Source organism: Colwellia sp. TT2012 (genome assembly GCF_001440345.1).
Lineage (GTDB): Bacteria > Pseudomonadota > Gammaproteobacteria > Enterobacterales > Alteromonadaceae > Colwellia.
Window position 1 is genome coordinate 58,481 of the sequence record NZ_LJYX01000022.1, and the last position, 23,515, is coordinate 81,995.

Annotated in this window: 21 protein-coding genes; 3 read left to right on the forward strand and 18 right to left on the reverse strand. The window is 40.8% G+C overall.

The features are described 5' to 3' along the window. Nucleotides 1-17 precede the first annotated feature (17 nt). Complete coding sequence (gene bhcC / locus ASU03_RS17310; protein ID WP_057833041.1) at nucleotides 18-1,166, reverse strand: 3-hydroxy-D-aspartate aldolase BhcC; 1,149 nt, start codon at nucleotides 1,164-1,166, stop codon at nucleotides 18-20. A 136-nt stretch (nucleotides 1,167-1,302) separates the two neighbouring features. Then, nucleotides 1,303-2,280, reverse strand: coding sequence for a beta-hydroxyaspartate dehydratase BhcB (gene bhcB / locus ASU03_RS17315; protein WP_057833042.1), 978 nt, complete (start codon nucleotides 2,278-2,280; stop codon nucleotides 1,303-1,305). A gap of 451 nt (nucleotides 2,281-2,731) precedes the next feature. Between bhcB and ASU03_RS17320 the strand changes: the two genes are divergently transcribed. Beyond that, nucleotides 2,732-3,520 (forward strand): IclR family transcriptional regulator, encoded by a 789-nt coding sequence (locus ASU03_RS17320; RefSeq protein ID WP_057833043.1) that lies wholly within the window; start codon nucleotides 2,732-2,734, stop codon nucleotides 3,518-3,520. A gap of 111 nt (nucleotides 3,521-3,631) precedes the next feature. Next, nucleotides 3,632-4,063 carry a GlcG/HbpS family heme-binding protein gene (locus ASU03_RS17325; protein WP_057833044.1) on the forward strand — a complete coding sequence of 144 codons (432 nt, stop codon included), beginning with the start codon at nucleotides 3,632-3,634 and terminating at the stop codon, nucleotides 4,061-4,063. A gap of 143 nt (nucleotides 4,064-4,206) precedes the next feature. Here ASU03_RS17325 and blaOXA read toward each other — a convergent pair whose 3' ends face one another. Both blaOXA and ASU03_RS17335 read right to left on the reverse strand, forming a co-directional pair. Continuing rightward, the gene (blaOXA, locus tag ASU03_RS17330; protein ID WP_057833045.1) at nucleotides 4,207-5,034 is read right to left on the reverse strand and encodes a class D beta-lactamase; all 828 of its coding nucleotides are present in this window, start codon (nucleotides 5,032-5,034) and stop codon (nucleotides 4,207-4,209) included. A gap of 400 nt (nucleotides 5,035-5,434) precedes the next feature. Next, nucleotides 5,435-5,830 carry a VOC family protein gene (locus ASU03_RS17335; protein WP_057833046.1) on the reverse strand — a complete coding sequence of 132 codons (396 nt, stop codon included), beginning with the start codon at nucleotides 5,828-5,830 and terminating at the stop codon, nucleotides 5,435-5,437. 287 nt (nucleotides 5,831-6,117) lie between these two features. Here ASU03_RS17335 and ASU03_RS17340 point away from each other — a divergent pair, with 287 nt between their 5' ends. Next, a complete protein-coding gene (locus ASU03_RS17340) occupies nucleotides 6,118-6,609 on the forward strand; it encodes a redoxin domain-containing protein (RefSeq protein ID WP_057833047.1) in 492 nt (163 codons plus the stop codon). Between the two features lie 131 nt (nucleotides 6,610-6,740). On the opposite strand, the gene ASU03_RS17345 is transcribed toward ASU03_RS17340, so the two are convergent. The 14 genes from ASU03_RS17345 to nirB form a co-directional block, all read right to left on the reverse strand. Then, nucleotides 6,741-6,989, reverse strand: coding sequence for a hypothetical protein (locus ASU03_RS17345; RefSeq protein ID WP_057833048.1), 249 nt, complete (start codon nucleotides 6,987-6,989; stop codon nucleotides 6,741-6,743). A 231-nt stretch (nucleotides 6,990-7,220) separates the two neighbouring features. After that, nucleotides 7,221-7,343 (reverse strand): hypothetical protein, encoded by a 123-nt coding sequence (locus ASU03_RS21850; protein ID WP_269433037.1) that lies wholly within the window; start codon nucleotides 7,341-7,343, stop codon nucleotides 7,221-7,223. 141 nt (nucleotides 7,344-7,484) lie between these two features. Further along, nucleotides 7,485-7,715 carry a helix-turn-helix domain-containing protein gene (locus ASU03_RS20050; RefSeq protein WP_442855148.1) on the reverse strand — a complete coding sequence of 77 codons (231 nt, stop codon included), beginning with the start codon at nucleotides 7,713-7,715 and terminating at the stop codon, nucleotides 7,485-7,487. Nucleotides 7,716-7,954: 239 nt separating this feature from the next. Beyond that, on the reverse strand, nucleotides 7,955-8,179 hold the full coding sequence (locus ASU03_RS17355) for a hypothetical protein (protein WP_057833049.1): 225 nt from the start codon (nucleotides 8,177-8,179) through the stop codon (nucleotides 7,955-7,957). Then, nucleotides 8,179-9,027, reverse strand: coding sequence for a VOC family protein (locus tag ASU03_RS17360; protein ID WP_057833050.1), 849 nt, complete (start codon nucleotides 9,025-9,027; stop codon nucleotides 8,179-8,181). The genes ASU03_RS17355 and ASU03_RS17360 overlap by 1 nt, the downstream gene beginning before the upstream one ends. A gap of 388 nt (nucleotides 9,028-9,415) precedes the next feature. Next, nucleotides 9,416-10,390 carry a transposase gene (locus ASU03_RS17365; protein WP_057833051.1) on the reverse strand — a complete coding sequence of 325 codons (975 nt, stop codon included), beginning with the start codon at nucleotides 10,388-10,390 and terminating at the stop codon, nucleotides 9,416-9,418. 135 nt (nucleotides 10,391-10,525) lie between these two features. Then, the gene (locus ASU03_RS20905) at nucleotides 10,526-10,663 is read right to left on the reverse strand and encodes a hypothetical protein (protein ID WP_157465950.1); all 138 of its coding nucleotides are present in this window, start codon (nucleotides 10,661-10,663) and stop codon (nucleotides 10,526-10,528) included. 38 nt (nucleotides 10,664-10,701) lie between these two features. Then, complete coding sequence (gene ggt, locus ASU03_RS17370) at nucleotides 10,702-12,543, reverse strand: gamma-glutamyltransferase (protein ID WP_057833052.1); 1,842 nt, start codon at nucleotides 12,541-12,543, stop codon at nucleotides 10,702-10,704. A gap of 376 nt (nucleotides 12,544-12,919) precedes the next feature. Continuing rightward, nucleotides 12,920-14,752, reverse strand: coding sequence for a glutamine--fructose-6-phosphate transaminase (isomerizing) (glmS, locus tag ASU03_RS17375; protein ID WP_057833053.1), 1,833 nt, complete (start codon nucleotides 14,750-14,752; stop codon nucleotides 12,920-12,922). 70 nt (nucleotides 14,753-14,822) lie between these two features. Further along, nucleotides 14,823-15,587 (reverse strand): DeoR/GlpR family DNA-binding transcription regulator, encoded by a 765-nt coding sequence (locus ASU03_RS17380; RefSeq protein WP_057833054.1) that lies wholly within the window; start codon nucleotides 15,585-15,587, stop codon nucleotides 14,823-14,825. A 212-nt stretch (nucleotides 15,588-15,799) separates the two neighbouring features. Continuing rightward, nucleotides 15,800-17,188, reverse strand: a complete 1,389-nt coding sequence (gene glmU / locus ASU03_RS17385) for a bifunctional UDP-N-acetylglucosamine diphosphorylase/glucosamine-1-phosphate N-acetyltransferase GlmU (RefSeq protein ID WP_057833055.1) — start codon at nucleotides 17,186-17,188, stop codon at nucleotides 15,800-15,802. A 118-nt stretch (nucleotides 17,189-17,306) separates the two neighbouring features. Next, a complete protein-coding gene (locus ASU03_RS17390) occupies nucleotides 17,307-20,024 on the reverse strand; it encodes a nitrate reductase (RefSeq protein WP_057833056.1) in 2,718 nt (905 codons plus the stop codon). A gap of 47 nt (nucleotides 20,025-20,071) precedes the next feature. Further along, complete coding sequence (gene nirD, locus ASU03_RS17395; RefSeq protein ID WP_057833057.1) at nucleotides 20,072-20,428, reverse strand: nitrite reductase small subunit NirD; 357 nt, start codon at nucleotides 20,426-20,428, stop codon at nucleotides 20,072-20,074. 15 nt (nucleotides 20,429-20,443) lie between these two features. Next, nucleotides 20,444-23,032, reverse strand: coding sequence for a nitrite reductase large subunit NirB (gene nirB, locus ASU03_RS17400; RefSeq protein ID WP_269433039.1), 2,589 nt, complete (start codon nucleotides 23,030-23,032; stop codon nucleotides 20,444-20,446). Between the last annotated feature and the right edge of the window lie 483 nt (nucleotides 23,033-23,515).

The window sequence follows — 23,515 nt, forward strand, 5'->3', positions numbered from 1 at the left end:
TATTAAATCAGCGGCTATTAGTACGCTTTACCACGTGCAGAAACTGGCCATAAGGTTTCAACCTTACCGTTACGCACACCAACGTAGTAATCGTGCACGTTACAAGTAGGATCACAATGACCTGGTACCAACTTTAATTTTTCATTAATTTTTAATACGCCGTTCGGATCTGAAATAACACCATGTTCATCAGAACACTTGATGTATTCAACATCATCACGACCAAAGATATAGGGTAAACCACTATCGACTGATTGTGCTTTAAGACCGGCATCACAAATAGCTTTGTCGGCTTTGGTATGGCTCATAACAGAGGTTAAAATAAATAGTGAGTTTTCGAATTCTGAAATTTTCTCGCCATTTTCATCATGAATACGTTGGTAATCAGCATCCATAAATGCGTAAGAACCACACTGTAATTCATTGAAAACACCTGAGTTACCTTCAAAGTAGTATGAACCTGTACCACCACCACCAACGATGTCACACTCAAGGCCTTCGGCTTTAAGCATTTCAACTGTGCGGGCAACCATACCGATAGCAATATCGATTTTTTCTTTACGTGCCTGGAAACTTTCCATATGCTGCATAGCACCTTGGTAAGCTTGAATACCTGAGAAAGTTAAGCCTGGCGTTGCCGCTATCGCTTTAGCAATATCAACGACCGGTTGGCCTTCAGTAACACCACAACGGCCAGCACCACAATCAATCTCTACTAGACATTCAATTTGTGTATCATGTTTAGCAACGGCAGCCGCTAATTCAGCAACGTTATCAATATCATCAACACAAACGATAGTACGGGCACCTAATAAAGGTAAACGGGCTAAACGGTCAATTTTTGCTGGATCACGAACTTGATTAGACACTAAAATGTCTTTAATACCGCCACGCGCAAATACTTCGGCTTCTGATACTTTCTGACAACATACACCACAGCTATCACCAAGCTTCTCTTGTAAAAGAGCAATATCTACCGATTTATGCATCTTGCCATGGACACGATGGCGCACGCCCATGTCTTTCGCGTATTGACCCATTTTAACGATGTTGCGCTCTAACGCGTCTAAATCAACGATTAAACAGGGTGTTTGAATATCGGCTTCATCCATACCCGGAATTGCGGGCACGTCATAACCTACGGCTAAATCATTTATTTTTGTCATTTTATTCTCCAAAATTTTAATTATTTATATTTATTTAACGTAATATTTTTCACCACCGAGGTGCTACGCACTGCTCTGAGAAAAATACCCTGGTAGGCTGGTAAAGCCCTCGGTGGATAACATGGGCTTTATTTTTTTATTTATTCATCCACGGCAGTTTGTCTAAATCGACATTGCCTCCGGTTATAATTACGCCAACACGCTTGCCCTTGAAAACGTCGGGGTTATTCAAAATACAGGCTAGAGCTACCGCGGAACTTGGTTCAATAATAATTTTCATTGTTTTCCAGACAAGTTTCATCGCAGCAACGATTTCTTCTTCGCTACAAGTAAAAATATCGGTTACGTACTTGCTAACAAAGTGCCAAGTTAGATCTTTTAAAGGCACCTTAAGGCCGTCGGCCACTGTGTTTGGCGCATCATCAGCAATAATGTGTCCGGCTCTAAAAGAGCGCGCGGCATCATCAGCATTTAAAGGTTCAGCCGCGTAAATTTTAACGTCAGGCGCAACATGCGAAAGTGTTAAACAGGTCCCTGAGATCATACCGCCACCACCGATAGGGGCTATTACAGCGTCAAGGTTGTTAACTTGCTCAAGCAATTCTTTGGCACAAGTCGCTTGACCGGCAATAACACGAGGATCGTTGTATGGATGGACAAAATCAGCACCTGATTGGGCAACAACATCAGCAAATACTGCTTCACGAGAAGAGGTTGACGGTTCACATTCTACGATTTTGCCACCATAGCCGATCACCGCATCTTTCTTCGCTTGTGGTGCGGTACGAGGCATGACTACGGTAACGGGAATACCGCGTCGTCCCGCTGCATATGCAAGTGATAAAGCATGGTTTCCTGAAGAATGCGTGGCAACACCAATCTTTGCTGCTTCGTCGGTTAATCCAAAGACAGCATTACAGGCGCCACGAACTTTAAATGCCGCTGCTTTTTGTAAGTTTTCACATTTGAAGAATAACTCAGCCCCGGTCATTTCGTTCAAACGCGTTGACGTTAGCACTGGCGTTTTATGGATATAAGGTTGAATGCGTTCATGGGCAACGAGTACATCTTCGTAGCTTGGAATGATCATAGTCGGTTTGGTCGAACTGCTCATAGCTTCCTCTTAATCTTTTCTTGGCTATTAACCGTGGTATTAGTCGCGGTTTTAGCCGTGATATTTCTCGCGTGCTTAGTCGCGCTATTAGTAGTATTTTTCAATAATTAGTCTCAATGTGAGTGTTAATTAGTAGAATATTTTGTTTTTATCGCTTCAATTTCACCTTATGAAAAATAGCCAAAGCAGGCAAATAAGAGGGGTTTCACCATATGAAATCCAACCTCGCAGCCACCGAATTAAAAATAATAAACAATTGATTTTATTAAACTTATCAACCACTAAATTCAAGCTAAAATTAATATTTCATCATATGAAATAAGCAAACTGAAATTAGTTATGGTTTTTGACGCTTTTAGTTCTATATTTAAATCAAAAGTTGACACAAGAGTCAAGAAGGGTAATGTTAGATGGATGATAAAATTAGGACTGTAAAATAAGCGGTAACATTATGAACAAAACTAAACCAGAATCTCGCATTCAAGTGCTCGATAGAGCAGCAACATTACTCGATGCGATATCACGCTATACCATGCCGGTAACATTAAAAGCGCTCAGTGCAGATACTAACTTGGCGCCATCTACTGCTTTTCGTATCTTACATTCCCTTATCGACAATCATTTTGTTGATCGTTGCAATTCAGGTAAGTATCAGTTAAGCGGTCGACTCATTAGGTTAAGTAATTATCAATATCAAAATGTTGATTTTCGTAAAGTGGCACTACCTTATATGGAGAAACTGCGTGATAAATTTGGTGAAACCATCAACCTTACCGCTCGTGAAGGTGATGTCGTTATTTATGTAGAAAAAGCCGTACCCAATAGAATGATGCATGTACAACAAATTATAGGTAGCCGCGCGCCTTTACATGTCACCGGTGTTGGCAAAATGATGTTAGGTATGGAAGGCAGCGAAGGTATTAGTGGCTATGCGCAGCGGACAAACTTACCTACCTATACCCGTAAAACATTTTCACAGATAGAAAGCTTAGAGCGCGAATGTATGCGCTGTGTCGAACAAGGTTTTGCCTATGACAACGAAGAAGCCGAAATAGGCGTAGGTTGTATTGGTGTACTTTTATATGACAGATATGGCGAAGTTGTTGCCGGATTATCGGTGTCAGCACCGATTGAACGCCGTAAAGATGAGTGGATTAAAGACTTGGTTAAAGCGGGTAAGTCAATTTCCATTGAGCTGGGTTATGTTAAAACCGAACCAGCCATTAAAAAAGCCAGTTAAAAAACATTTTGTAATCGTTAAGTAGATTACATCAGCCGAGATAATAACTCACTGTCAATATAATTATCTTGAGCAAGCTGAACCAGTTTTAAAATTAGAAGAGTAGCAACTATGTTGACAATAAATAGACTAAACCAAACGGAAGCAAAAACCATCATTGACGGCGCAGTACAAAAAGCCACTGAACTGGGTGTACCCATGTGTATTGCTGTTGTCGATGAATCAGGTAATTTAATTGCCTTTGAACGTATGGATGGCGGTAAAGTACACAGTATTATCATTTCGCAAGATAAAGCCTTTACCGCGGCATCGGCACGTAAGGGTACCCATGAATTAAATAAAGCCTGTATTCCAGGCGATAAAAATAATTTATTTGGTATCCATACCGCTTTAGGTGGCCGTATGTGTATTGTTGGTGGTGGTTTACCAATAAGCTTCAATGGCAATGTAGTTGGTGGCATTGGCATCAGCTCAGGCTCGCCAGAGCAAGATTTAAGCTGTGCGCAAGCAGGCATTGATAGTTTTAGTAAAACCTATGCTTAGCGGTAAGTTAAGGTGTTAACTCGATAAAAGCACTAAGACGCTAAAGCCATTAGGTTTTAGCATTCTTTATTTTATGTACTCTGCTGTTCAATCAGCAAGATATCATAATCAAAAAAGATACTGGCACTAGTTGAATCGGCTTGCTAGCTGTTACTTGGCAAAGCATCAATTGAGCTTAGTATGTCTCGCACTATCGCCTGCCTCTTGTAGAGATCGCTCATGCCGTTTGGGGTATCTATATTTAAGGCAAAAAACACTGGCCCGCTTGGCCATTCAACCCAACCTACCCACCAGCCATGCTGACCTTGCCAGCCAGTTTTAGCTCTTAATATCCAGGTTCTTTTTGCTGCAACCACCATAAGGTCTTTCACTAATAACTGATGCTCGACTTTAAAAGGCAGTGCGTTTTTATAAAAACGCTGAAGAAACTCTATTTGTTCAAATGCTGAAATGGCAAGTTTACCGTCAATCCAATAACTACCTTGTGCGGTACTTGAGTCGGCATTACCATAAGCTATTTTCTTCAAATAATTGCCAGACTTTTGCTTACCAAGCTGTTTAGCAAAAATATCATACACCCAGACCGCAGAGTTACGCATGGCCGAGCGTAAGTTTTGATCTTGATTATGAGGTGAGTAAGCTCTTTTTACCCCATCCCAAAGAAAAACTTGCCACTCATCTTTGACCAAGCCAGCATCCAGGGCAAACAGCGTGTGCGGGATCTTGTAAGTAGAGGCAGGAGAATAACGTTGCTGAGCTCTAGTCTGATCAAACACCCAGGTTTGCTCTTGTTGAGCACGTTTATCAAGCACAACTATGGTGCCTTTGGCATTATACTTCTTAAAATACTTGCCCCACTCAGCCCCCTGAATGCCTGCTGCTTTTACCTGACTGCTGGAGCTTATAACTAAGATCGACATTAATATAATCGCTGTTATAGCAACGACTTGCAATATTGTTGAGTTCTTCATAAATCGTCCCTAAAGTACTTTTTTTTATTTTGGATAAATAATACTAGTAGCCAATAGTAGCGGCTAAATTAGAGCTGCAACAGCCCCTAATTGGTAACAAAATAATGATTACCCAACCTGAAAAACTGGCAACTACCTCGGTGCCTAGTGGCGCGGCGAAATCAATGCCCTGATGATGATATTAGCGCGAAAATCACTAATATCATCATAACCAGAAGAAATTCGACCACTACTCACAGGTAAGATACCGTCAGTATTAAGCTGTATAGTGAAAAAGCCAAGAGAAAAAGGCACTGCCCGAAAGATATTGCTCAGCCATAGTTACTCACCTTGCCGCTCTTGTGCTAAATCTTGTCGTATTTTTTCAATATCGGCAATGTCGCTATCATCAATTAAGCGGCTATTTTTTAGGCTGGTGAAACTCGATAACATTACAGTCGGGATCGCGAATGAAAACCGATGTTCCGGTAGGGAAAACTACCGGCCCTTCAGTAATATCAATAGCCAATTGTTTAAGCTGGGCAACTACAGCATCCATATCATTTACTTCCAAAGCAACATGGGTATAACCTGCTTTTTTCACCGGTTCATCCATCAACACATTCGTCTCTGTTGGCGCTGCCGCATTTAAAATAAAGTTGATATTAACACCACAGGCATGCTCCATAATGGCAACAGGCTCAGGTCCTACCGGCCCGACAATAAATTTAAAACCCAGTTTTTCGTAAAAAGCTCTCGAGCTAGCTAAGCTAAAAACGCGAATGCCAAGATGATTTACCCGGGTGATTTGCTGCATAGTAGACCTTTAAGTTGTTGTGCTGCTGATTAACAGTTTAATCAATATATCAAATAAGATGAATACCCTGACAGTACCATTATTGTTGCCATCTTCAGTTTAATAAAGCTTGGCCGCAATAGTGCCTTTAAACTACTTATAGATTACAAATTGTCATATTCCTTATTATTTCATTTGTTTAAGATAGCTTACTAAGCATCGGTACTAGGAATTTAGTCCAGATCTGAATGACCTAGCGAAGCTATTCTACGAAAATGAGTATTAAAAGGTTCCAGAGGAACGAAAAAATGAAGTCTTGGTTAAAACAAATCGCTATTTTTGGTGTGATTTTTATGATGATGAGCTTTGCCGTAGATACATGGCGAACTAAGGATATGGATCGACAAGCGCTGCCCGAGTTACAAGGGCTGACGATTAATAACGCAGTAATTGATTTAAAGGCGTTAAGCTTTGAGCAGCCCGTTTTAGTGTACTTTTGGGGCACCTGGTGTCCGGTTTGTTCCGTAGTGAGTTCTTCGGTCGATACTATTTCGCAGTATTACCCTGTTTACAGCATTGCCATGCAATCTGGTGATAATGAGACACTAAAAATTTATATGAGCACTGAAGATTATCAATTTAAGGTCATCAACGACAAGGATAATCGCATAGCGAGAGCGCTGGGGGTGCAAGTAACGCCTTTAGTGATGGTGATTGACCAAGGTGAATTAGTAAATTACACCACAGGTTATGTCAGTTTATTTGGTTTATGGTGGCGGATTGCTTGGGCTAGTTGGTAAGTATTACCATACTTAAAATTATCGGATATATAGCGTAATAGATATTGTAGTGGTCAACTAAATTTGGCAAAAATAAGTGAGGCACAAACAAAAAACCAAGCTGTTATTTGTCCACCTTGATTGGCTTATATTTACTTAACACCTAAAGCTTCATTAATTTTGTTAACTAAATCCCTAGCTTGAGCCTCATCAAGAGATATAGGGAAAGATGAAGAAGACAAAAAACCTTTACTCACTATGTTAAGGCCAACTCCTGTAGCGCCATCTTCTAGGCAAAGCTTATGAACATTCATTTTAGTTTTAACAAAAGACTTCTGTAATGCTTCAACTTGTCCTAAATCGCCAACCTCTTCACCTTTAAATAAATTGAAAAATGCCATGACTGCCTTTGTGAATAAAACGAGCCAGTAGAACAACTCGTTTTTTAACTTTATTTATAATCGAAATACTCTAACTGGATTATTTTCTTTTAACAATCAAAAACGTTGACGTTTTTGATTGTTTTTATTTTTTCATCAATGGGGTTTAAATACTGGCGGGAGTTTTTACTGGCTTTCGTCTTTTAGGGCTGTTCTCGAGGCAAGAATTCGGTGTTTCAGCCTGAATGCATGCTATGTTTTTTCAGTTGGAGTAACTTGTATGCTGCCTTTCGCTGATGCATCATCAGACCAAATACCATATTTATCTCCTTGCCATTTTACGAAGTGAACTAAATAAGCAGTACCAAGCATCATTAACCCTCCTGGGAGCACAACTTCACTTATTAGAGCTAAACAACAACCCATAAAACCACCTATATGCAACATAGTTTCAATTCGAATGGTTGATTTTCTAGTGGGTCTTGTTTACAAAATATTTAATTCAAACCAAATTTTTCATAAAAATGGTAAGTTTTTCCAATTATCCGAGTTTTTATCTATCACCAATTTCTCCTGATTCAAAGTTGGTATATCAACATCAAGTACAGAAGCAAGGCATTTAAGAGACTCCAAGCTAGCATTTTGTCCACTTTCAATTCGTTGAATTGTTCTAACATTTAATCCAGACATTTGAGCTAATTGCTCTTGTGAAAAATGGCGACTAATACGCAATTCTTTGAGCATCATTAAATTTACCTCTGTACTTAAGAATCACAAGTATTCATTGGTTTTCTTAGTATCGGTTACGAATTTAACACGACATTCACCTGACAGTGCACCAAAATCCATAAGATATTATTAATAAAAGCATTCTGAAGTATTTGGTAATGTATATGTGCCGCCAAAATTTAATTACACAATAACTAGCAAAAAAAAAGCCTCAGTGATGAGGCTATTTTATTGCTAATTGACCAGCTGGTTTTAGCTTATCTTCTTGCGCGCGATGATCTTGATCTGTGTTGTCTTGGTGGCCTAACAACTACCACACGGGTATGTCGAGGATAACCCGCACCATAATACATGGGGTAACCACCGCCCATACTCATGCCATAACTCATTGAACCGCTAACGTGGGTGTTTTCACAACCTGATAACGTTATGCCAGCCAGAAAAATACTAAGCGCGATAACAGTAATTTTAATTAATTTCATTATTCACTCTCCTGCTCAGTTAACCCTAAAAAGGCCCCGTTTGGATCAATAATAATGGCTAAAGCATCACCGTCGGGTTGATGAATAATTTCAGCACCATTTTTTACCGCTGCAGCTAAGGTATTGGCTAAGTTTGCGACTTCTATAAAGTTAACCCAGCGATCACGTTGCTCAAAAGCAGCAGGTAACTTAACTATGCTGGCTTTTATCTCATCTTGTTGTATTAAATAAAGGCTGCTTTGTTCTGGTGCTACTTTTTCAATACTGTAATTAAAACTGCTTTGATAGAAAGTGGCGGCCTTTTGGATATCGACACTAAATAGTTGCGCCCAATCCCACTTATTACTGATTTTTTGATGAGCTTTATTGTTTTCATTTAAATCGAGCAGCGCAATTACGCCGCCTTGTGGATCGGCGATTACTGCACGTTTGCCATAAAGTGCAAAATCATGTGCTTGCATAAGAATAGTCGCTTTATTTTGACTAGCTCTGTCGACATTAGCTTGCACATCATCTGTGGCAATACTACCAATCCAAAGGGCATTATCGGTTTTATTGCGTTCTGCTGAGCGGCCTAAAACACCGGCAATTGGCTGTTCGCCATCATAAAGTATGTGATATTTAGCGCTATCTTTACCAAACTTCTTTACTGTCCAAGCAAAAGTCTTGGTATAAAAATCTAGTGAAGCCTTAACATCACTGGTGTATAAGTCGGCCCACACAAGGCTGCCGAGTTGTGCTGTTTTTGATACCTGCTCCGTAGGCTGTGCTGGTTCAGCAGCTACAAAAGTAGTAGACAGCAGCATTGGAAAAAGCAAAAGCAGTCCATACTTACTTATTGTTTTCATTATATTATTTCCCTTTAAAAAAGTTACTTGATTGTACGTGATTTTATCGACAAGTCTATATTTCAGCCATCAACCAAAGTACAGTTTGTCGCTTTTGTTCAATCTTTCCTAAAACACCAAAACACCCAAAACACCCAAAACACCAGAATAAAACACCAGACACCCACTTAAAATAATTAAAAAGTAAAACACCAGACACCCACTTAAAATAATTAATACATAATATCAATAAATCATCGTTACTGATTTACATTGGGCAGAGTTTAACTTTGGGTATTATGGTGACGAAGAAGGTCTTCAAATTAATTTAGTAAAACAGAGGTTTCACCCAATTTAAGGCACAACTAGCCTTAAATGATTGATGTATCTAGATGAGTTATATGGATTATTAAGCAAGTAACTTTTGGCAAATTGACACCGTGGCTCGTTTTTTTAAGTGTTGATGTTCGCAAAAATCCGTGAGAGCTTGCGCTCTACCCACAGCGCCATGAAAACATTGTCTAAACTGGGTGGTTAATACTAACCAGTTTTGGGTACTAATGCCTAAGCGGCTTAATATTTCAGGTTGGGCTTTGTCTATATAACCGCGTTTATCGGCTCGAATACAACGGCCGGTTAAATCAAGCAATTGGATATAGTCACTTAATGCAAACGGTAAACCTGTAGGCATGTTCTTTCTTGGGTTACCGATAAATGGCAGTAGTTGTGGGGCTTGTTCCCCCTTAATCTCCGCTTTTATTCGTCGTTGAATGCTGGTGTACTTGGATGTTTCTGGGGTTTTAGCTACCTTAGCTCTAATTGGGTTTAAATCGACATAAGCCATACAGGCTATTAACGCGGCGTCATCAAGCAAGGCTTGAGATTTAAAACGCCCTTCCCAAAACCTGCCGGTACACTTATCTTCTCGATTGGCTTGTTTAGCGATAGTTTCATTTAAAATACGCATAAACCAACTGATATCCATCAATCTCTGACGATAAACCCTGGCTGTTTCGTCTACAACTTGTTGAAGCGTGTCAATGAGTGGCTCACCCCGTAAATATTGTTGCGTTAGCAAGGTTCCTTTAAATAACTGATGCCAACGGTTAATCACTTCATGCATTGACCATGATTTAGCTTGCTGCTCATCAATGAACAACACCAAATGGGTGTGATTACTCATGACCGCATACGCACAGACATCAATCGCAAAAACTTCACTTAATGCCTGTAGTTTATCTGCTACCCAAGCACGCCTATGCTCATAACTTTGTCCGGTGAATTTATCTTCACCACATAGATATGCTCGGCGAACACAACGAGAAACACAATGATAATAAGGTGTATCAACTAAGCTTATTTGCTGTTTTCTTGCCGTTGCCATAATAACTCTCAATGTAAATCCAATTGATGGTTATTTGAGCATAGTTGATACCACTCATTATTTCCATTTGAGTGGGTGTCTGTTATATTTTATTATTTCCATTTGAGTGGGTGTCTGTTATATTTTGATATTTTGTTATATTTTGTTATATTTTGTTGTCAAACCATAAATAGCGGCTCGATCTCGATCGGCTAGTGCTTTCAAAGGCATGATTAGCTCATTAATATCCTTTAACTCACTGATACTATGAAGTTTTGCTTTTAATTTAGACAATGGTCAGGCTCCGATAAAGTCGAAAATTTATTGTATCGTTATTTTTCTAAGGTATCTATGGCAATAGCCGCGGCACCGGGCCTGCGAGGATCGGCTGCACCTAAAAATACGCCATTATGTTTCATGATAGTTTGTAAACTACCCAGCGAACTAGAGACTTTTACGGTATAACCCATGGTTTTTAAGTTATCGACGGTATCGGCAGGAATATTTCTTTCCACATATAGAATATCGGGTTGCCATTGATGATGAACCCTTGGTGCGATGGTGGCCTCAGCAATATTCATTTTGAAATATAAAACATTGACCAATTGCTGAAATACCGACGTGATTATTTTGCTGCCACCCGGTGTGCCTGTAGCAAGGTAAGGTGTGCCATCTTTTAAGACTATGGTTGGTGTCATTGAACTTAACGGCCGTTTGTTTGCTGCAATAGCATTGGCGGTGCCACCAATTAAACCATAACTATTTGGGTTACCGGGTTTTACCGAAAAATCATCCATGGTGTTATTCAATAAAATACCTGTGCCGGGAATAGTAATGCCACTGCCATAATTGTGATTTAAGGTATAAGTACTACTGACCACATTACCCGCAGCATCCATAACAGAAAAATGCGTGGTATCGGGGCTTTCATATTTATGTGGCTGCCCTGCTTTGATATCGCTTGAGGGGGTAATTTTATTGCGCTTAATATTTTTACTTAACGCTTGCGCGTATTTTTTACTGGTTAAGCCTTCACTGGGTACTTGCACAAAGTCAGGATCGCCTAGAAAGGTACTTCTATCGGCAAAAGCACGCTTAAAGATTTCAGTTTGCAAATGTATCATGGCTGCAGAGCCTTGCTGAATACCGTCTAAGTCTAGAGATTCAAACATATTTAACATTTGAATAAGGTGCACGCCACCAGAGCTTGGTGGCGGCATAGTTAAAATTTCATAGCCGTGGAAGGTGCCACGAATCGGTGCCACTTCTTTCACGGTATAATCTGCTAAGTCTTTTGCGGTAATAAGGCCTCCACCCTGCTCCATTATCGCGACAATTTTTTTTGCGATGTCACCTTGGTAAAAGCCCGCTTTACCCTGCTTTTGTAAATACACTAAGCTATCAGCCAGATCTTCTTGAATAAAGAGCTCTCCGGCTAAGTAAGGCTGACAATTAGCTTTCAAATAGACTCGACAAGTTTCTGCGCTATTCGCTAAAAAAATTTGCTCTTTATAAAAAAATCTCGCCATATCATCATCAACAACGACGCCATTTCGAGCCAGTTTTTCTGCCGGTTTTATTACCTCAGCCCAAGACATTGAGCCATAATTTTCCAGGGCATAATGTAAACCAGCTACTGTACCGGGTACGCCTGAAGCGGATAATGATTTCAGTGATTTGTTCACTATCGGCGTGCCATATTTATCAAGAAAAAGATCTTTATAGGCTAAAGCCGGTGCGGTTTCACGATAATCAATGGCGATGGTTTTATTTTGCTCGGCTAAATGCACCAACATAAAACCACCACCTGCTAAATTACCTGCTCGTGGTAAAACCACGCCTAAGGCAAAACCAACAGCTACCGCGGCATCAATAGCATTGCCGCCTTGTCGGAGAATATCAGCACCCACTTCACTGGCGATACGTTTTTGACTAACCACCATGCCTTTTCTGCCGATAACAGGATGTGATACATCATAATAATCAACCAATTGCGATAAACGCGGCGGCTCAATTTTTTTAACTGGCTGGCTGGGTGTACTGGAAACACTACTGGTCGCGATCAAAACTAAACTGCAACAGGTTAATTTTATTGCCGAATATCGTGGTTTTGTTAGCCGAAAAAATCTGGAGAATATATGCTTCTGGATATGGGTAATGAATTTTTTTTGCATGGTTACTTATTTATTGTCGATGATTTTTACCAAGGAAAAATGGTTAAATTAACTTCCTAACGTGCACTAGACAGTTACTAATTCAAATTTAGCCGTGTCAGTACCCCTGACTGTAAATGTAGCTTTTAAGATTGTAAAACATTTTTATCAAATTAAGTATCTCTGCTTGGTAACATTCGCTATTGAATTAGTCTTGCTTCATTTACTCATTTTTATTAAGCGAATAGCCCATAATTGCACTAAGTGAACCTTTTTCAAGCAAAAAAATAGCCACTACCTATCTTCAGGTAGCAGCTATTTTATGAATGTAAGCCGAGTTTTAGTTTAACCTCGACAACGCTATTAACTACACGGTCAGCACTTCATTTTAACCGGATTATTCTACAGTAACTGATTTTGCTAAGTTACGCGGTTGGTCAACGTCGGTACCTTTGATTATCGCTACATAATAAGAAAGTAACTGTAACGGTAAGGTGTAAACAATGGGCGCGATAATGTCATCACACACAGGCACGTCAATCACTTTCATGGTGTCATCGCTAGCAAAGTTAGCATCGCTATCGGCAAAGACATACATTAGACCGCCACGAGCACGTACTTCTTCAACATTCGATTTAAGTTTTTCAATTAAATCATTTTTTGGTGCCACAACAATTACCGGCATTTCCGCGTCTATAAGTGCTAATGGGCCATGTTTAAGTTCACCCGCAGCATAGGCTTCCGCATGAATATATGAAATTTCTTTCAGCTTCAATGCACCTTCCATCGCTATTGGGTATTGGTCACCACGACCTAAAAATAACGCATGATTTTTATCAGCAAAATCTTCCGCTAGCTCTTCAATGGAAGAGGCAAGGGCTAATACTTCATCGAGTTTTGCCGGTAATGACATTAATGATTGGCAAATTTCGCCTTGTTTTTCTTTGGTCATACCATTATGTTGGCCGATGGCTACAGTCATCATTAATAAGCCAACAAGTTGCGTAGTAAAGGCTTTAGTTGACGCTACGCCAATTTCAGCGCCCGCTTTAGTCATAAAGGCTATATCAGACTCACGCACTAACGATGAACCCGGCACATTACAAATGACCAAACTTGATTTGTAGCCAATCTCTTTGGCTAAACGCAACGCGGCTAAAGTATCTGCGGTTTCACCCGATTGTGAAATAGTGACCAATAATGAATTTTTTGGTACAAAAGATTTACGGTATCTAAATTCACTGGCAATTTCAATATTACAAGAAATACCGGCCAACTCTTCTAACCAGTACCTTGCCACCATGCCTGAGTGGTAGCTGGTACCACAGGCAACAATTTGGATATGTTCTACTTGCTTAAAGATCTCGTCAGCACCTTCACCAAAAGCATTAATATCCAATGCACCCGCAACTATTCGACCTTCTAAGGCGTTACGAATAGCAGTCGGTTGCTCGAAAGTTTCTTTTAACATGTAATGGCGGTATTCACCTTTGTCACCACTATCGTGGGAAACACTGACTTCTTTCGCTGCACGCTCTACAGGCTTGCCATCCATATCAAAGATTTTCACCTCAAAACGACTAATTTGCGCCACGTCGCCTTCTTCAAGGTAGGAGAATTTACGGGTTACCGGCAGTAACGCCATGATATCTGAGGCAATAAAGTTTTCACCTAAACCATAACCTATCACTAATGGGCTACCAGAACGCGCCACAATAAGATTGTCTTTATCGCGACTATCCATCACCACAGTGCCGTAAGCACCTTCAAGCTGCTTAACGGTTTTTTGTACGGCTGCAAGTAAGTTATCGCTGGTTTTTAGTTCATGATGAACCAAGTGGGTAATCACTTCGGTATCGGTTTGCGATAAAAATTCGTAACCCAAACCTTGTAGTTGCGTACGCAAGGCTTGGTGGTTTTCGATAATGCCATTATGTACTACCGCAATAGTATTATTTGATATATGCGGGTGAGCATTCACTTCGCTTGGTGCTCCATGAGTAGCCCAGCGTGTGTGGGCAATACCTGTGCCACCAGATAAAGGTTGTTGCTCTAACGCTTGCGCCAGCTCTTGAACTTTACCTAAACGTTTTGTGGTAAATAGTTCGTTATCATTATTGATCACTGCGACACCGGCAGAATCGTAACCGCGATATTCTAATCGCTTTAAACCTTCTACTAAAATATCTGTTACATCGCGTTGGGCTACTGCGCCGACTATGCCACACATAATATTGATTCCTTATTTTTTACGTTATTTGTTTATAGAAAGCTTAATTTATTGAAGTAACTTAAATAAGTTAAGCTTTGGCTATTATTAGTTTTACGCCTTGTTCACTTAGCGCAGTTTGCATTTCATCCGAGAGACCATCATCGGTGATCAGGGTATGTATTTGTTGCCAAGTGAGCTCTAAATTTGGGATTTTCTTACTTATTTTGGCCGACTCAACCATGACAATGACTTCACGAGAGACTTCTGCCATAACCCGGCTTAAGCCAATTAATTCATTAAAAGTGGTGGTACCACGGTTAATATCAATACCATCGGCACCAATAAATAACTGGTCAAAGTCGTAAGAGCGTAATACTTGCTCGGCAACTTGCCCTTGAAACGCCTCTGAATTGGCATCCCAAGTACCACCGGTCATCAATAATGTCGGTTCGTTTTCTAATGCGTGAATTTCGTTAGCTATACTAAGAGCATTGGTCATCACCACTAAGCCTTTTTTATGGGCTAATTCACTCACTAAAGCCGAAGTGGTTTGACCGCTATCGATAATGATACGATTGTGATCACGAATAAGCATGGCTGCTGTTTTGGCAATCAGTAATTTTTGTTGCGACAGTTGCTCGGTCTTTACTTCGGTAATTTCACTCGGCAAGGCCACCGCGCCACCGTAGCGCCTTAACAGCAAGCCGCTGGTTTCAAGGGCGGCCAGATCTTTTCTGATGGTCACTTCTGACGTATTAAATTGCTTAGCTAAGCTGTCTACGCTCACTTCACCCTGAGCATTTAAGTCAGCAATAATATTATGACGACGTTGTTGAGTATTTCGTTTAGACATAGGCTTTTTTATTGTTAACTGCTCTGATTAGTTTTTTAGAAAAGTTTCGAAGTGCGCAACTTAGTTTCGCTATAACGGCTATTATGTTTCATACCGAAAGATAAAGCAATTTTTTCCTTTGTTCTTGCCCTCACTTATCTTAAAAAATTGTCACAAAAAAAGCGCTAAAAATAGCGCTTTTGTAAAGTATTCTTTAATTAAGCTAGTCCACGTTAACTGCTATTCTTTACCGGTCGTTGCCAGCCGGTTACATTGCGTTGTTTAGCTCGACCCAGGGCTAAGTCATTTTCTGCTACATTTTTAGTGATCACAGAACCCGCACCTATGGTGGCTGACTTGCCAATAATTACTGGTGCTACCAATGAGCTATTAGAGCCGATAAAAACATTATCACCAATTTCTGTGATCGACTTATTAACGCCATCATAGTTACAGGTAATAGTACCAGCACCAATATTTACCTTGCTACCAATTTGGGCATTACCCAAGTAACTTAAATGACCGGCTTTACTGCCAGCACCTAAGGTGGTTTTCTTCATTTCAACAAAGTTGCCAATATGAGAATCTTGTTTCATTACTGAGCCCGGACGAATACGCGCAAAAGGACCAACAGAGCAGTCTGCTTCTATAACAGCGTCTTCAATAATACTGTTGGGCTTAATTTCAACATTTTCACCAATAGTGCTGTTAGTAATAATGCAGTTAGCGCCGATAAGTACGTTATCACCTAAAGTGACGTCGCCGGCAAAGATACAGTTAATATCGATACTTACTTCCATGCCTGTGGTTAACTTGCCACGAACATCAATGCGAGCGGGGTCACGTAAACTGGCGCCAGCAATCATTAACTCTTCGGCTATGCGAGCTTGGTAAGCGCGCTCTAACGTGGCTAATTGTACGCGGTTATTCGCGCCTTCCACTTCAATTTCAGTATCAGGGTGGGCGGTGGCAATGGTTTTACCTTCAGCATGGGCAGCAGCAATGATATCCGTTAAATAATACTCGCCTTGGGCATTATCACTGGATAAGTTACTTAACCAACGCTTTAAATCAGCACCGTTGGCAAGTAAAATACCGGTATTGGCTTCATTAATTTTTAACTGCTCTGCGCTGGCATCTTTTTGCTCAATAATACCAACCACTTGCTGTTGGCCAGCTATTTCTTCACGAACAATACGGCCATAACCCATAGGGTTAGCTAGATGTACCGTTAACAACGCCATGCCATTTTCTGGTTTAGCCGCCAGCAAACGTTCCAAGGTAGATACTTTTGTTAAAGGTACATCCCCGTAAAGCACTAAGACGTTTTCATCATCACTTAGAAAAGGCGAAGCTTGATCAACCGCATGTCCTGTACCTAGTTGTTCTTTTTGCTCAATAAACCTTAGGTCGTCACCGGTATTGTCTTTAGTGAGTGTCGCTTTTAACACCTCACCACCAAAGCCGTACACTAGGTAGATATTACTGGCGCCTAGTTGACGAGCACTATCAATAACATGAGCCACCATAGGTTTGTCAGCAATATTATGGAGTACTTTTGGTAAAGAAGAGCGCATGCGAGTACCTTTACCCGCAGCAAGAATAACAACAGAAAGTGACATGATAAATCCATTCATTGAGCATTTTTAAGAGCGCGTATTGTAACCAAGTTACCCCTTACTTTGCTAGGGATTGTTTAGAGTGATCGATTTACGGTGTTTTTTAAGCCGCATCATGCCATCAACCCGCACCGAGTTCATTTACAGCCAAGGGTTCTGAAGCTATATGCAAACTAATCATGCTAGCCAATTCCGGCTTACATGATCCACACTTAGTACCACATTGCAGCTGTTCGCCCAATTTATCGACACTAGTACAACCTTGCGCTATGGCATTAACAATAGTTTTTTCACCAATATTGAAACAACTACACACTTGTTTACCTTGATTAAACTCATTACTGGCAATGCCCAACAATAGCGATTGTATGGTGGCAAACTCCAATGTTTCTTCACTGAAAACATGCTCAAGCCAGCTAACATCTAACACTGGCCATTGCTGAGAGAAGTACGCTAAGGCGACTAATTTTCCCGCTTGCAAGCAGACAATATAGGATTGACTGTCTTGATTAAATTGCAACCATTCTCCAGATAAACCGGTCGTTTCTTGGCACCACAACATGGCATCGACAATAGGTTCATCAAACGCGGCTTGATAAGCATCACCGTAAGCCGTGGTATTTTTCAGCCAAAAATCTGCAGTTAATTCAACATCACTCACTGTGTGCAAGCTTAAATATTGACTATAACTTTTTTTCGTTAACGCCACCGCGCCTTGCTTACACTCGGCTTGGCCTGAAATGGGGTCAACAATACTTTGATATAAAGCGCTGACATTAGCATGGGAAGCAAAACTTTTATTCCAATGTATTGGCATAAAACATTCACCCGCGCGCTGTTTATCATCTACCTTGACGTGGGCAATCGCGTGACCCGTACTGGCGATAATGTTAAGCATATCGTCATCAACGACCGCTAACTTCTTCGCATCACTGGGGTGCAGATAAAGATAAGGTTTGTCGGTATGTGCGACCAGCTTACTGGTTTTACCCGTGCGGGTCATGGTATGCCATTGATCACGAATACGACCACTGTTAAGCACAAAAGGAAACTGCTCGGAAGTTCTTTGTTTTGGCAGCTGAGGACTCACCGCAATAAATTGCGCTTTACCGGAAGCGGTATTGAATTGTCCATCGGCATAAACGCGATCACAACCTTGCGGGTATTGCTGGTTAACCGGCCATTGTATCGGTGTCAACTCATGGTATTCTTGCGCCGTTAATTGGCTTAAGCCACTTAAATCAAGCAAGCGCTCACCATTATTTTCAAAGTGAGTTAATTGTGCATGTTCTTTAAAAACATCGCTAACGTCTGCAAAATCAAAGCCCGAAAAACCCATGGCTTGGGCAACATCACGGATAATTTGCCAATCATGCTTGGCTTGTCCTGCGGGTAAAACCGCATTACGTTGACGAGAAATACGTCGTTCAGAATTAGTCACTGTGCCATTTTTTTCTAACCAAGGTGTCGCTGGCAGTTTCACGTCGGCAAAAGCCAAGGTATCATTTTCGTCAACACAATCAGATACCACCACTAATGGACACTTTTTCAACGCTGCGGCAATTTTGTCGCGATCGGGCAAACTCACCAGAGGATTGGTGGCCATTATCCACACTGCTTTAATTTCACCGCTAGCAATTTTATCAAACATATCTATGGCTTTAGCGCCTTGCTTAGTGGCTATGGTCGGTGATTGCCAAAAACGCTGCACTTTATCTTGATGTGCTGGGTTATCAATATCCATATGGGCCGCCAGTTGATTAGCTAAGCCACCGACTTCCCTACCGCCCATGGCATTAGGTTGCCCGGTAATTGAAAAAGGGCCACAGCCGATTTTAGCCATTTTTCCGCTGGCTAAATGACAGTTAATAATACTTTGGCACTTATCGACGCCAGAAGATGATTGATTAATACCCATAGAATAGAAGGTTAGCGCCTTTTTACTCTGGCAAAACAACTGATAAACCGCGGTTAATTCTTGCTCGCTAACGTGGCAATATTCCGCCACTTTCGCCACTGACCACGTTGTGGCTTGTGCCAGTGTTTCAGCAAAACCTTCGGTGTTTTTCGCTATATAGTCAGCGTCTAAACCGCCATTTTCACTTAAATAGTTCAACAAGCCATTAAAAAATGCACCATCACTGCCTGGTTTTAATTGAATAAAATTATCGGCTAGTTCACAGGAAGCTGTTTTTCTGGGATCAAGCACTACCACTTTCATCAAGGGATTGATTTTTTTTGCACGCTCAATACGTTGATACAAAACCGGATGTGTCCACGCGGCGTTCGAGCCGGTCAGTAATAACAAGTCTGTTTGCTCAAGATCTTGATAAGTACAAGGCACAACGTCTTCACCAAAGGCACGCTTATAAGCAGAAACTGCCGACGACATGCACAATCTGGAATTAGTATCGATATTGCCTGAGCCGATATAACCCTTCATCAATTTGTTGGCCAGATAATAGTCTTCGGTCAAGAGTTGACCGGAGACATAAAAAGCAACGGCATCTTTACCGTGCTCTTTAATAATATCGCTGAATTTTTCCGCTACGTAATTCGTAGCTTGTTGCCAGCTAACTTTTTTGCCACCGATTTCAGGCGCCAACAAGCGATTCGTTAAATCTATGGTATTGAGTAAGTTACTGCCTTTAACACATAACTTGCCATAGTTTGCCGGATGATCAGCTGAGCCAGTTAAGGATGTAGCTTTGCCATCGGCGACCGCAATATCAACACCACAACCAACACCACAATAGGCGCAGGTACTCTGAATAAGTGATGGCATCTTTTTTTCACTACTAGGTGAAACATGTGGTGAATCAGCGATTAATAAACTCATACTGAGCTCCTAAACAAGGTATTAATAAAACGATATGAAAGAACAAGTTAATAAAAAACTTGCACTTGTTCGTTTTCAATACGTATATCGTAGACAGCAATACTCTGCTCTTCCTGTAAACAACGCCCTGTTTTTAACGAAAAATGTTGCTTATATAAGGGCGAAGCAACCACAGGTTCATCGGCAATACAGCCAACAATACCGCGATATAAAACATTAGCTTTACCTATAGGGTCGTAGTTGCCAACGGCATATATTTTTTCTTCACTGTTAGGTAGGTGAAAAATGGCAATTTGTTCTTCATTACCGGCTTCATCAGCAAGTAACGCGCAGATACCTGAATCTTTTACTAAGTCACTTGAGTCACAAATTGTGCGCCATGTTTTATTGGTAGTTGTAGTCATTTTTTTGTGCTCCTCTTAAGCGTCTTCAGCTACTGCTTCTTTTTCTGTAGCGTCAATGATGGTTACCGCAATTTTTTCTTCATCACGTGCTGGACGAATTTGCTCTCGTTCAGTAACAAACTGAATATTGCTATCACCTTTATCTGAGTTAACAAAAGGTTGGAAACGTTTTAATGCTTCAGGATCTGCCAAGGTCGTCTGCCATTCACATTGATAACTACCAACAATTGTCGCCATTTGCTCTTCTAGCGCATCGGTAATACCTAGACTGTCTTTCATGATAACGTCTTGTAAGTAAGCTAAACCGCCTGCTAAGTTTTCCAGCCAAACTGAAGTACGTTGTAACCTGTCACCCGTTTGTACATAGAACATTAAAATGCGATCAATATATTTCACTAAGGTTTCATCATCTAAATCGGTGGCAAATAAATCACCGTGACGTGGTTTCATACCACCGTTACCGCCGACAAAAAGGTTCCAACCATTTTCGGTGGCAATAATACCTATGTCTTTACCTTGTGCTTCAGCACATTCGCGGGTACAACCCGAAACACCAAATTTAATCTTATGTGGTGCACGTAAACCTTTGTATCTGTGTTCTAAATCGATGGCCATGCTCATACTATCTTGCACGCCGTAACGACACCAAGTAGAACCAACACAAGATTTAACGGTACGTAATGATTTACCGTAGGCATGGCCGGTTTCAAAACCAGCATCAATCAACTCTTGCCAAATGGGGGGTAACTGTTCAACACGGGCGCCGAATAAATCAACCCGTGCACCACCAGTAATCTTGGTATAGAGATTATATTTTTTAGCAACTTGCCCTAAAACGATAAGTTTATCTGGAGTAATTTCGCCACCAGCAATACGTGGTACCACTGAATAAGTACCATCTTTTTGCATATTGCCTAGGTAAGTATCATTGGTGTCTTGTAATGATAAATGTGGTTTTTTAAGAATGTAGTCATTCCACACTGACGCCAGCACTGAAGCCGCTACCGGTTTACAAATCTCACAACCTAAACCACGACCGTGCGAGCTAAGGAGTTCATCAAAGGTTTTAATTTTTTCAACACTGACAATGTCAAACAGCTCTTTACGTGAATAAGCAAAATGCTCACAAATGTCTTTTTTAACAACAAGACCGCGTTTTTCAAACTCGTTATCGGCAACACTTTTAACTAGGGCGGCACAACCACCACAACCAGAACCGGCTTTAGTGTCGCTTTTCACTTGACCAACATCAACGGCGCCACAATCAATCGCGGCTATGATGTCGCCTTTAGTAACGTTATGACATGAACAAATGGTGGCAGTATCAGGTAAGGCATCCACACCTAAGGTTGGCTTATCTGCCGCCATTGGTAGAATAAGACCTTCTGGCGCTTCAGGTAATTCAATGGCATTAAGCATATATTGCAACAAGGTATCGTAGTCACTGGTATCCCCAATAAGCACAGCTCCCAGTAAGGTTTTTTTATCGCTCGATACCACAATTTTCTTATAAACGCCTTCAGGTTGGTTTTCATAGGTATAAGTTAATGAACCCTCTGTTTTACCGTGAGCATCACCAATAGAGCCAACTTCTACGCCCATTAGCTTTAATTTGGTGCTCATATCGGCACCAGTAAATTCAGCCAACTCTCCGTTAGTACCCGTTACGCCGCCAATGTGTTTTGCTGCCACTTTCGCCATGGCATAACCCGGCGCAACTAAACCAAAAATAAAGTTATTCCATAAGGCACACTCACCAATGGCATAGATATCGACATCTGAGGTTTGACATTGATTGTTGACCACAATACCGCCACGCTCACCAATAGCTAAATCAAATTCACGGGCAAGGTTGTCATAAGGACGAATACCGGCGGAGAATAAAATTAGATCGGTTTCTAATTCACTGCCATCGTTAAAACAAAGTTTATAACGACAGCTATCACCTTTTTCAATGACGTTAGTGGCTTTGGATGTGTGCACTTGCACGCCCAGCTCTTCAATTTTACTTTTTAATAAACGACCACCGCCGCCATCAATTTGCACGCCCATTAACTGCGGAGCAAATTCAACAACGTGTGTTTGTAGGCCTAATTGTTTGATAGCATTTGCCGCTTCTAGACCTAATAAACCACCACCAATAACGACACCGACTTTACTCACTTTAGCGCTATTTGCTATGTCTTCTAAATCATCAATGGTACGATAAACTAGGCAGTGATCTTGATCTTTACCGGGAATAGGAGGCACAAATGGATAAGAGCCTGTTGCTAAAATCAACTTGTCGTAGTGATATGTGGCACCGCTTTCGGTCGTGACACATTTAGCGACTTTATCAATCTTGATCACTTTGGCATTGGTTTTAAAAGTAACACCAAGTTCGTCATAATGTTCTGGCGTGGTCATCGCCAAGTCTTCGGCAGTTTTGCCACCAAAGTATTCGGATAAGTGCACTCTATCATAAGCTAAACGTGATTCTGCCGAGAGCACTGTTATTTGATAATCTGAATTTTTAGCCATTTCTTCAACAAAGTGATGGCCAACCATGCCATTACCAACCACAACAATTTTAGCTTTGCTCAACAGCTGTTTATTTGTATTCATAAGGACAATCCTACTCATAGTGCGAGAATAGAATAAAACGCTTTAGCAAAGGCTTAGTTGCCACCAAGGTTCTATTCAACATGGTATAAGTAGAGCAAGCTAAGTGCCAACTAAATTAATAGTTATATAACAAGTAGTTATATGGTTTACATCTCTATATCTGTTAGTTGATGCACTAGGGTGATGACTATTGAGCACTGCTACGGTGCAAGTGCTGACAAAAACTTAAACAAGCTGAACCTGGCTCAATAAATGGCAATTGAGGGCTGCACTCGGTAAATTTCAGGGTCTAATGATGAATGTTTTGCTACTAAAAAGGCGATATTATCTCGCTGGCATTATGTTAGCGACTGCTAATTTTAGTCGCTATGAGCTTTAGCCGAACAAAGGATGGATATAGCGCCTATATCGACTCCAACACATTAAGGCTCTAATATCCGTTACATGACTTTTCGCTACAAAGCCCTGAATAGCGCTACTTTG

Coding starts and splice junctions, on each gene's coding strand:
- bhcC (WP_057833041.1), bottom strand. CDS start 1,166: ATGACAAAAATAAATGATTTAGCCGTAGGTTATGACGTGCCCGCAATT.
- bhcB (WP_057833042.1), bottom strand. CDS start 2,280: ATGAGCAGTTCGACCAAACCGACTATGATCATTCCAAGCTACGAAGAT.
- ASU03_RS17320 (WP_057833043.1), top strand. CDS start 2,732: ATGAACAAAACTAAACCAGAATCTCGCATTCAAGTGCTCGATAGAGCA.
- ASU03_RS17325 (WP_057833044.1), top strand. CDS start 3,632: ATGTTGACAATAAATAGACTAAACCAAACGGAAGCAAAAACCATCATT.
- blaOXA (WP_057833045.1), bottom strand. CDS start 5,034: ATGAAGAACTCAACAATATTGCAAGTCGTTGCTATAACAGCGATTATA.
- ASU03_RS17335 (WP_057833046.1), bottom strand. CDS start 5,830: ATGCAGCAAATCACCCGGGTAAATCATCTTGGCATTCGCGTTTTTAGC.
- ASU03_RS17340 (WP_057833047.1), top strand. CDS start 6,118: ATGAAGTCTTGGTTAAAACAAATCGCTATTTTTGGTGTGATTTTTATG.
- ASU03_RS17345 (WP_057833048.1), bottom strand. CDS start 6,989: ATGGCATTTTTCAATTTATTTAAAGGTGAAGAGGTTGGCGATTTAGGA.
- ASU03_RS21850 (WP_269433037.1), bottom strand. CDS start 7,343: ATGATGCTTGGTACTGCTTATTTAGTTCACTTCGTAAAATGGCAAGGA.
- ASU03_RS20050 (WP_442855148.1), bottom strand. CDS start 7,715: ATGATGCTCAAAGAATTGCGTATTAGTCGCCATTTTTCACAAGAGCAA.
- ASU03_RS17355 (WP_057833049.1), bottom strand. CDS start 8,179: ATGAAATTAATTAAAATTACTGTTATCGCGCTTAGTATTTTTCTGGCT.
- ASU03_RS17360 (WP_057833050.1), bottom strand. CDS start 9,027: ATGAAAACAATAAGTAAGTATGGACTGCTTTTGCTTTTTCCAATGCTG.
- ASU03_RS17365 (WP_057833051.1), bottom strand. CDS start 10,390: ATGGCAACGGCAAGAAAACAGCAAATAAGCTTAGTTGATACACCTTAT.
- ggt (WP_057833052.1), bottom strand. CDS start 12,543: ATGCAAAAAAAATTCATTACCCATATCCAGAAGCATATATTCTCCAGA.
- glmS (WP_057833053.1), bottom strand. CDS start 14,752: ATGTGTGGCATAGTCGGCGCAGTAGCCCAACGCGATGTAACAGATATT.
- ASU03_RS17380 (WP_057833054.1), bottom strand. CDS start 15,587: ATGTCTAAACGAAATACTCAACAACGTCGTCATAATATTATTGCTGAC.
- glmU (WP_057833055.1), bottom strand. CDS start 17,188: ATGTCACTTTCTGTTGTTATTCTTGCTGCGGGTAAAGGTACTCGCATG.
- ASU03_RS17390 (WP_057833056.1), bottom strand. CDS start 20,024: ATGAGTTTATTAATCGCTGATTCACCACATGTTTCACCTAGTAGTGAA.
- nirD (WP_057833057.1), bottom strand. CDS start 20,428: ATGACTACAACTACCAATAAAACATGGCGCACAATTTGTGACTCAAGT.
- nirB (WP_269433039.1), bottom strand. CDS start 23,032: ATGAATACAAATAAACAGCTGTTGAGCAAAGCTAAAATTGTTGTGGTT.